This is a genomic window from Argonema antarcticum A004/B2 (assembly GCF_023333585.1).
Lineage (GTDB): Bacteria > Cyanobacteriota > Cyanobacteriia > Cyanobacteriales > Aerosakkonemataceae > Argonema > Argonema antarcticum.
In genome coordinates, this window is sequence record NZ_JAIQZN010000084.1 from 24,354 (window position 1) to 31,167 (window position 6,814).

The 6,814-nt window shown below is 43.8% G+C and carries 7 protein-coding genes; 4 read left to right on the forward strand and 3 right to left on the reverse strand.

Annotated features, from left to right (window positions below; genetic code table 11):
* Positions 1-160: 160 nt before the first annotated feature.
* The gene (locus tag LAY57_RS27170; RefSeq protein ID WP_249070301.1) at positions 161-1,054 is read right to left on the reverse strand and encodes an Rpn family recombination-promoting nuclease/putative transposase; all 894 of its coding nucleotides are present in this window, start codon (positions 1,052-1,054) and stop codon (positions 161-163) included.
* 124 nt (positions 1,055-1,178) lie between these two features.
* On the opposite strand from LAY57_RS27170, the gene LAY57_RS27175 reads away from it, so the two are divergent.
* Together LAY57_RS27175 and LAY57_RS27180 are read left to right on the forward strand one after the other, a co-directional pair.
* Positions 1,179-1,376 (forward strand): DNA-binding protein, encoded by a 198-nt coding sequence (locus LAY57_RS27175; RefSeq protein ID WP_249070302.1) that lies wholly within the window; start codon positions 1,179-1,181, stop codon positions 1,374-1,376.
* The gene (locus LAY57_RS27180) at positions 1,376-1,780 is read left to right on the forward strand and encodes a type II toxin-antitoxin system death-on-curing family toxin (protein WP_249070303.1); all 405 of its coding nucleotides are present in this window, start codon (positions 1,376-1,378) and stop codon (positions 1,778-1,780) included. Before LAY57_RS27175 ends, LAY57_RS27180 begins: the two co-directional genes overlap by 1 nt.
* Positions 1,781-1,792: 12 nt before the next feature.
* Here the strand turns inward: LAY57_RS27180 and LAY57_RS27185 are convergent, their stop codons facing one another.
* Positions 1,793-3,079 (reverse strand): PAS domain-containing sensor histidine kinase, encoded by a 1,287-nt coding sequence (locus LAY57_RS27185; RefSeq protein WP_249070304.1) that lies wholly within the window; start codon positions 3,077-3,079, stop codon positions 1,793-1,795.
* A gap of 945 nt (positions 3,080-4,024) precedes the next feature.
* The gene (locus LAY57_RS27190; RefSeq protein WP_249070305.1) at positions 4,025-4,510 is read right to left on the reverse strand and encodes an allophycocyanin subunit alpha-B; all 486 of its coding nucleotides are present in this window, start codon (positions 4,508-4,510) and stop codon (positions 4,025-4,027) included.
* 187 nt (positions 4,511-4,697) lie between these two features.
* Here LAY57_RS27190 and rlmD point away from each other — a divergent pair, with 187 nt between their 5' ends.
* Together rlmD and LAY57_RS27200 are read left to right on the forward strand one after the other, a co-directional pair.
* Positions 4,698-6,104 (forward strand): 23S rRNA (uracil(1939)-C(5))-methyltransferase RlmD, encoded by a 1,407-nt coding sequence (gene rlmD / locus LAY57_RS27195; RefSeq protein ID WP_249070306.1) that lies wholly within the window; start codon positions 4,698-4,700, stop codon positions 6,102-6,104.
* A 410-nt stretch (positions 6,105-6,514) separates the two neighbouring features.
* Positions 6,515-6,814, forward strand: a 300-nt coding sequence (locus LAY57_RS27200) for a Uma2 family endonuclease (protein ID WP_249070307.1), incomplete at its 3' end; no start/stop codon positions are given.

The window sequence follows — 6,814 nt, forward strand, 5'->3', positions numbered from 1 at the left end:
AAAGTTATAGATTTAAAATTATACTATTATATCATAGTCTTAAAGCTAAGAATAGGTAGAAAGCGATCGCCATTTTGTCAAGGAAGAGATTAAAGCGCGATCGCTTTTTCATTTACTATGGCATGAAATTGCGATCGGCCCTAATCTAAATCACGCTATATTATCCTGCTGGCGGATCGCCAGCAGACGCTTGTGCAGCCTGTCTCACCACTTCAACATCCAAGCCTAACGCCAAGGCTATCTGTTCCACACTTAATCCAATTGCCAACAAACCGGGCACGGATTCCAGCTTACCTTCCAGCTTACCTTCCAGCTTACCTTCCAGCTTACCTTCCAGCTTGCCTTCCAGCTTACCTTCCAGCTTACCTTCCAGCTTACCTTCCAGCTTGCCTTCTTCCTTGGCTTCTTGATAAACCCGCGTTTGCTTTAAGTCACTTAATCCAAACATAGCCTCTATCTCCTGGCGACTTAACGTGGTAAACTTGTAAACCAATATGCTCTCAATCAATTCTAAAACTTTTCGCTTGAGAGCCTCATCCTCCAATTGCGATCGCGCTTGCTGCATAAGTTGGTTAGTTAAAGCGACTGCTGCTGCTGTCTCCTTAGTTCCAACTACTAGCTTTACCATCCCCAAGCTAAGGGAAGGAGATGCTATTTCTGCTAACTCATCAAGATATACAAATGTGACTTGCTGACTCATCAGCAAACCTCGATACTGCATTGGCACTCCCGAATCTAGATTGCGGCTGGCAAATATCGCTACGGCACGCCAATCGTTGGTAGGTTTGTATTGACCGAGGTAAACAAAAATTTCGGTCAAGAAGCGCCAGTAAAAGTCAGATTTTTCCTGAAACTGTACCTCAACGAAGTAGATGGGCTGGTCAATCGCATTTTCGGGCGGCAAAAATAACCCATCAAAGCTACGCGCTAGTTCTTTGATTTCTCTGGAGGAGAATTCATAGCTGTTAGCTAGCGATGGCGGTTGATTGATAAGTTCAAATAAGAGACTGGGAAAAGTTTGAAATAGTTGATAGAAAATTGTGTCAGTTCTCACAGGATTTGCTATAATGTCAGTTTGATTCAACTTTATTTTGACATAATTAAGGTGCGATCGCACTCTGAACCGCTTAGTAAATTATGCTGCTATAGTAATGATATCGTCAAATTTATAGTTCAAAATGAACACTATTACCATCACAATTCCCGATGAGCGTTTCCTGAAGCTGCAAGAAACCGCGACGAGCCTTGGCGTATCAATAGAAGAATTGGTAGTAATGGGTGTTGAAGAATTGCTAACTCAGCGAGAAGCATCCTTTCAAGGTGCTATGGACTATGTACTGAAGAAAAATGCTGAACTTTACCAGCGACTTGCCTAATGCGCTATCTCAAACTGACAGAAGTACTGGAACTTTATCGTCACATTATCGAACAGTCGGGTGGGGCTGCGGGAATTTCCAACTTGGGCGGACTGGAGTCAGCTTTAGCTCAACCGCGTATGACTTTCGGCGGGGTGGAACTTTATTCTACAATAGTTGATAAGGCTTCTGCTCTTGGTTTTTCGCTCATTAAAAATCATCCTTTCATAGATGGTAACAAACGCATCGCTCACGCGGTGATGGAAGTATTCCTAGTTTTGAATGGCTATGAAATTGATGCTCGTGTGGATGAACAAGAGCAGGTTATTTTGCAAGTAGCCTCCGGCGAGTTAGGGCGAGAAGATTTTACTGAGTGGCTTCGCAGTCATATCGCGCCAAAGCCTGGTTTTACTGATTCTGTATAAGTAGCGTTTTTGCTAGTGGTTACAATTGTGGTGAGAATGATGACTCTCTTCACAAACACAGAAAATTTTATTATCCCACTCGCTCATAGGTAATTTAGTACAAATAGTTGGTAGAATTACGGTAAAAGTCGTTCCACAGCCGACTTCACTTTCAACCAAAATTTTACCGCCGTATAATTCTACGCCTCTCTTCACAATGGCCATTCCTAGCCCTGTACCCGAAAAATTTAGGACATTACTCGCTCGGTGAAAGACTTCAAATAAGTGTTCTCGATCTTCTTGAGGAATGCCCACACCCTCATCTTTGATGCAAAAAGTTATTTGGTTTTTTTGGCAACTTAAATCGAAGTAAATTGTACTGTCCTGGGGCGAATATTTTACAGCATTTAAAAGCAAATTCATTAAAATTTGCCTGAGCAGTGTTTGATCCGATACTAAAGTTACATTCTGGCAAGTGTTAATAAAAGCAAGTCTATGCGTTGTATTTGTAATTGTCTGAACATCTTGCCAAATAGATTTGCAGAAAGATTGCAGTTCAAATGGCGCTATTCGAGTTGTTTTTTTTCCACATTCAGCTTTGCTAATTGCCAGAAATCCTTCTAACAATTCATTCATGCTTTTGACTGTTGAGGTAATTTTTTCAAAATACTGCCCTCTATTTTTTGCGGTAAACTTATTACCGTGCAGTTTTAGCAAGTCGCTAGTTGTTATAATAATCGTTAGAAATGTACGCAGATCGTGACATACCATTGACAAAAAGCGAGATTTCATCTCATTGATTTCTTTTTCTTTTGCCAATTTGGCCTGCATCATTTCTTCGGAATATTTGCGTTCGGTGATCTCCTCTACACTTCCTTCATAACTTAGCAACTGGCCGTTGCTATCATAAATAGCCCGGACATTTTCAGAAATCCAGATCGCACTGCCATCTTTACGATATATTTGGGATTCAAATCTGTATACTACGTTACGCTCTTGCAACAAATTTATTAAATCTATATGCCGATTTGGATCGACGTATAACTGCTCTTTGATGTTTGTAACACTCGCCATCAATTCTGATGGCGATTCGTAACCATAGATCCGAGCTAGGGCTGGGTTTGCTATTAAGTACTTACCATTATTGGTAGCTTGAAAGATACCCACTGGGGCGTTTTCAAAAATGCTGCGATACTTTGTTTCTGTTTCCAGTACTGTTTGTCTCAATATCTCTCTTTTGGTAGATACGCTGGAGCCAAATGTTGGTGTATTTTCAAGAGAATTGAGCCTATAAACTTCATGTTCGACATTCCAAGACATTTGTTAAAGAACTCCATGAATAACGACACAAAAATTTTTTATTAAAAATCGGAACTTGAGTAATTATCAAGTTAAGATTTTTAGTTTTGCTGAAAAAAGCAGGTAATTTTTGTGGGCTAAAGCTTCAATCCTTCTGAGAGAAAAAGTGCCAGGTTTCATACTTTTTCTATGTATTGCAGCGAAAATTAGGTGAGCGTCGCTCTTGAGAAAATGTAACAACTAATGGACATTTTCTTCCTTTTATCCAAGGTAGACTAATAGATCGATTTAAGTTGTATCGTTTATTACAAATAAGTTTTTCTTAATCCTTATTTTTCATCAAATCAATGCTGATTTCGATAAATTAATTTTTTATAGACAAAATAGTTTATAAAAGTATAATAGGCTTAAAGAAAATTAGAAATAGTCAGTTAAAAGTACCAAATGTTATTTTAGTAACAAAAACTGGATTGGTTGGAAAGCTTTGTTCACCATTCAGCAAAAGAGGCTGAGTTGCTGGAATTTGGAGTATTCTGTGACCCGATCGGCCCAAGGATACAATTAAAAATCTCAGTAAGCTTAGTGATATAAATCACAATAAGAGATTGATTTAGATCGCGATCGCACTTTCCTTAAATCGTCATACTGCAAGATAACTGAACTCAAGCCGAGTCATCGACAGGGAATATACGACCAGCCGACAGCTTCTACAAACAGACTGTCGGTTTTTTGTTGACAAATATGGAGAAGGGGCTAGGGGCTAGGGGCTAGGGGGAAGAAGGGAAAGAGAGAGGGCCATTAAAATTTCCCCACCGCTTGCCAGTGTCTTGACAGCGAATCAGCCAAGAAGCACCAGTAAGGGTGGGGAAACAAGCTAAAATCAAAGGGTTGAAGTTTGCCAGCGTCTTCAACGAAAAAATTGGTTCAGATCAGCCCGGTTTCTAGGTATTTTTAAAGACCCAGAAATTAGGACATTGCCTGAATAACGTAATCAAAGTAAGGCGCTGCCTCAGCTGCATCATCTTCCGTGAGAAGTGCTATAGAAGCTTTCTTCAAACAGCGGACTGCTTCAGCCATGCCGGGTACGGGTACGCCCAAGGAGTTGTACATTTCCCGGACGCCAATCAAACCAATTTTCTCGATGGGATCTTTGTCGCCAGAGAGAACACCGTAGGTGATCAAGCGCAAGTACCAGCCGTAGTCTCGCAAGCATAGTGCCCGTTCGCGCTGCCCGTAAGCGTTACCGCCAGGGGAGATAAAGTCGGGGCGTTTCTGCCACAGGAGTTTGCTGGCTTCTTGAACTATCTTTTTTTCGTTTTCGGCAAGCGTGGCGGCGATGCGTGTCCGCTGGATGCCCGTTTGCAAAAACTCTTTGATACTCTTGAGTTCGCCGGTGCTAGGATAACGAAGTTCGTCATCGGCTTTGAGAATGACTTGGCTAACTACGCTCATATAGATATTGCGATTGCGCTAACTCACGATAACATTTGTAAGTTTAACGACTCTGTAGGACACAAAGGAAGAGGGGGAGAGGAGGAGAGGGGGACAGAGGGAGAATTCAAAATCTACAATCTAAAGTTTAAAATCCAAAATCTGAAGCTATCTGGTAACAGAGATAAGGAGATAAGGAGATAGAGAGATGGGGAGAATCGAGAATCCAGAATCTAAAATACTAAAATCGGAAGACCTTTGGCAACAGGGTAATTTGGTTGAGGTGACGATCGCAGATTTAACTGACTCTGGCGACGGTGTAGGGCGTTGGGGGGATCGGGTGGTGTTCGTACCGGATATGGTGGTGGGCGATCGCGCTTTAGTCCGCTTAGTCCGCGTTAAACCCGGATATGCTCACGGCAAACTACATGAAATTTTACAACCATCTGCCCTCCGCATTCGGCCTAGCTGCATTGTGGCAGATAAGTGCGGCGGTTGTCAGTGGCAGCATATTAAGTCCGAATATCAGCTAGAAGCGAAGCGAAATCAGGTAATTCAAGCTTTGGAACGCATTGGGGGATTTGATAATCCAAACGTCGATCGCATTTTGGCGGGTGACTCGGCGTTGGGATATCGCAACAAAGCGACTTATCCCTTGGGAATATCATCCACGGGACAGATACAAGCTGGATATTACCAAAAAGCCAGCCACAAAATAGTTAACCTGAATCAGTGTCCCTTGCAAGATGCGCGGTTAAATCCGCTGCTGGCAGAGGTGAAGTTGGATATCCAGCGTCGTGGTTGGCAGGTGTACGATGAAACGCACCACAAAGGACAGGTGCGGCATCTGGCGTTACGAATTGGACGCCGCACGGGTGAGATGCTGCTAACTTTGGTGGTGAAGGATGGGAAGTTGCTGGGGATCGAGGCGCAGGCGCAAGAGTGGATGAAGCGTTATCCCAACTTGGTGGGAGTGTCGCTGAATCGGAATGGCGATCGCACAAATGCCATTTTCGGCAGGGAGACTCGTTGTATTGCGGGGAAACCTTACCTGCGAGAGGAGTTTGCCGGATTGCAGTTCCAAATTCTGCCGGATACCTTTTTCCAGGTTTACACAGAGGTAGCTGAGGGGCTGTTGGAGGCGATCGCATCAGCGTTGAATCTGCAAGGCGATGAGGTGCTGCTGGATGCCTATTGCGGTATCGGTACGATGACTTTGCCTCTGGCGAGACAAGTGCGGCAAGCAATTGGTTTAGAGGTGCAACGGTCGGCGGTGGAACAGGCGCAGGCGAATGCGGAACTGAATGGGATAACTAATGCCACATTTCAAGTTGGCGAAGTGGAGAAATTGCTGCCCCAGTTGGAAGTGACGCCGGATATTGTGTTGTTAGATCCGCCGAGGAAGGGATGCGATCGGTCTGTCATCGATACCTTACTGCAAATAAGGCCCGATCGCATCGTCTACGTCAGTTGCAAACCCGCTACCCTCGCCCGCGACCTCAAATTATTGTGTCAAAACGGCGAATATCGCTTGACAAGAGTGCAACCTGCCGATCTATTTCCGCAGACAGCGCACGTTGAAGCAGCCGCTTTTTTGGTGCGTAGCAGCTTATGACTCAAATGCTTACATCTGCCCACGCGCTGGCCCCCGCCAGCCCGCCTGGGGTTCAAACCCCAGGCTAATAGCAAAAGTCCACTGAAGTGGACTGCAAAACTTTCTTGAGTCCACTGAAGTGGACTTTCGCTATTAGCCTGTGAATTAATTCACAGGCGGGTGAGTGGGTAGTGCAAAACCTGAATATTACCAAACTGCTTTTTTAGGAAAGTGCGATCGCATTAGTCACTAGACTTCGGTTTTAATCAATAAATTATATGCCCGAATGCTTCGCCCCTAGCCCCCTCCCCAGATTTATGGCTTAACCGACTCATCGATTGCTATATATCATTTCAGCAGAAGTGATATAACTAGATTATTGGCAAATCCGCTAAATTTACCCGCTCTATTTTTTCCTCTTGCAATTCGCCATGATAACAACCGCCGCAACAACTAAACGACTCACCTTTGAGGAGTACCTTGCTTACAACGATGGTACAGATACTCGCTACGAATTAGTTAATGGAGAATTGGTTCCTATGAGCCTTGGCAGTGGAAAACATGGTGCAGTAATGCACTTCCTAGAACAAACCTACAATCTTGAAATTGCTCGTTTAGCAAGAGATTGGATTGCCCTAAAAGCGTTAGTCGGCGTTCGTTCTCCCCGTGGTGGTCGATGGGACACTTCCCGCATCCCCGATGTTGTGGTGATTCCCATGTCTCAATGGCGA

Coding starts and splice junctions, on each gene's coding strand:
- LAY57_RS27175 (WP_249070302.1), top strand. CDS start 1,179: ATGAACACTATTACCATCACAATTCCCGATGAGCGTTTCCTGAAGCTG.
- LAY57_RS27180 (WP_249070303.1), top strand. CDS start 1,376: ATGCGCTATCTCAAACTGACAGAAGTACTGGAACTTTATCGTCACATT.
- LAY57_RS27185 (WP_249070304.1), bottom strand. CDS start 3,079: ATGTCTTGGAATGTCGAACATGAAGTTTATAGGCTCAATTCTCTTGAA.
- LAY57_RS27190 (WP_249070305.1), bottom strand. CDS start 4,510: ATGAGCGTAGTTAGCCAAGTCATTCTCAAAGCCGATGACGAACTTCGT.
- rlmD (WP_249070306.1), top strand. CDS start 4,698: ATGGGGAGAATCGAGAATCCAGAATCTAAAATACTAAAATCGGAAGAC.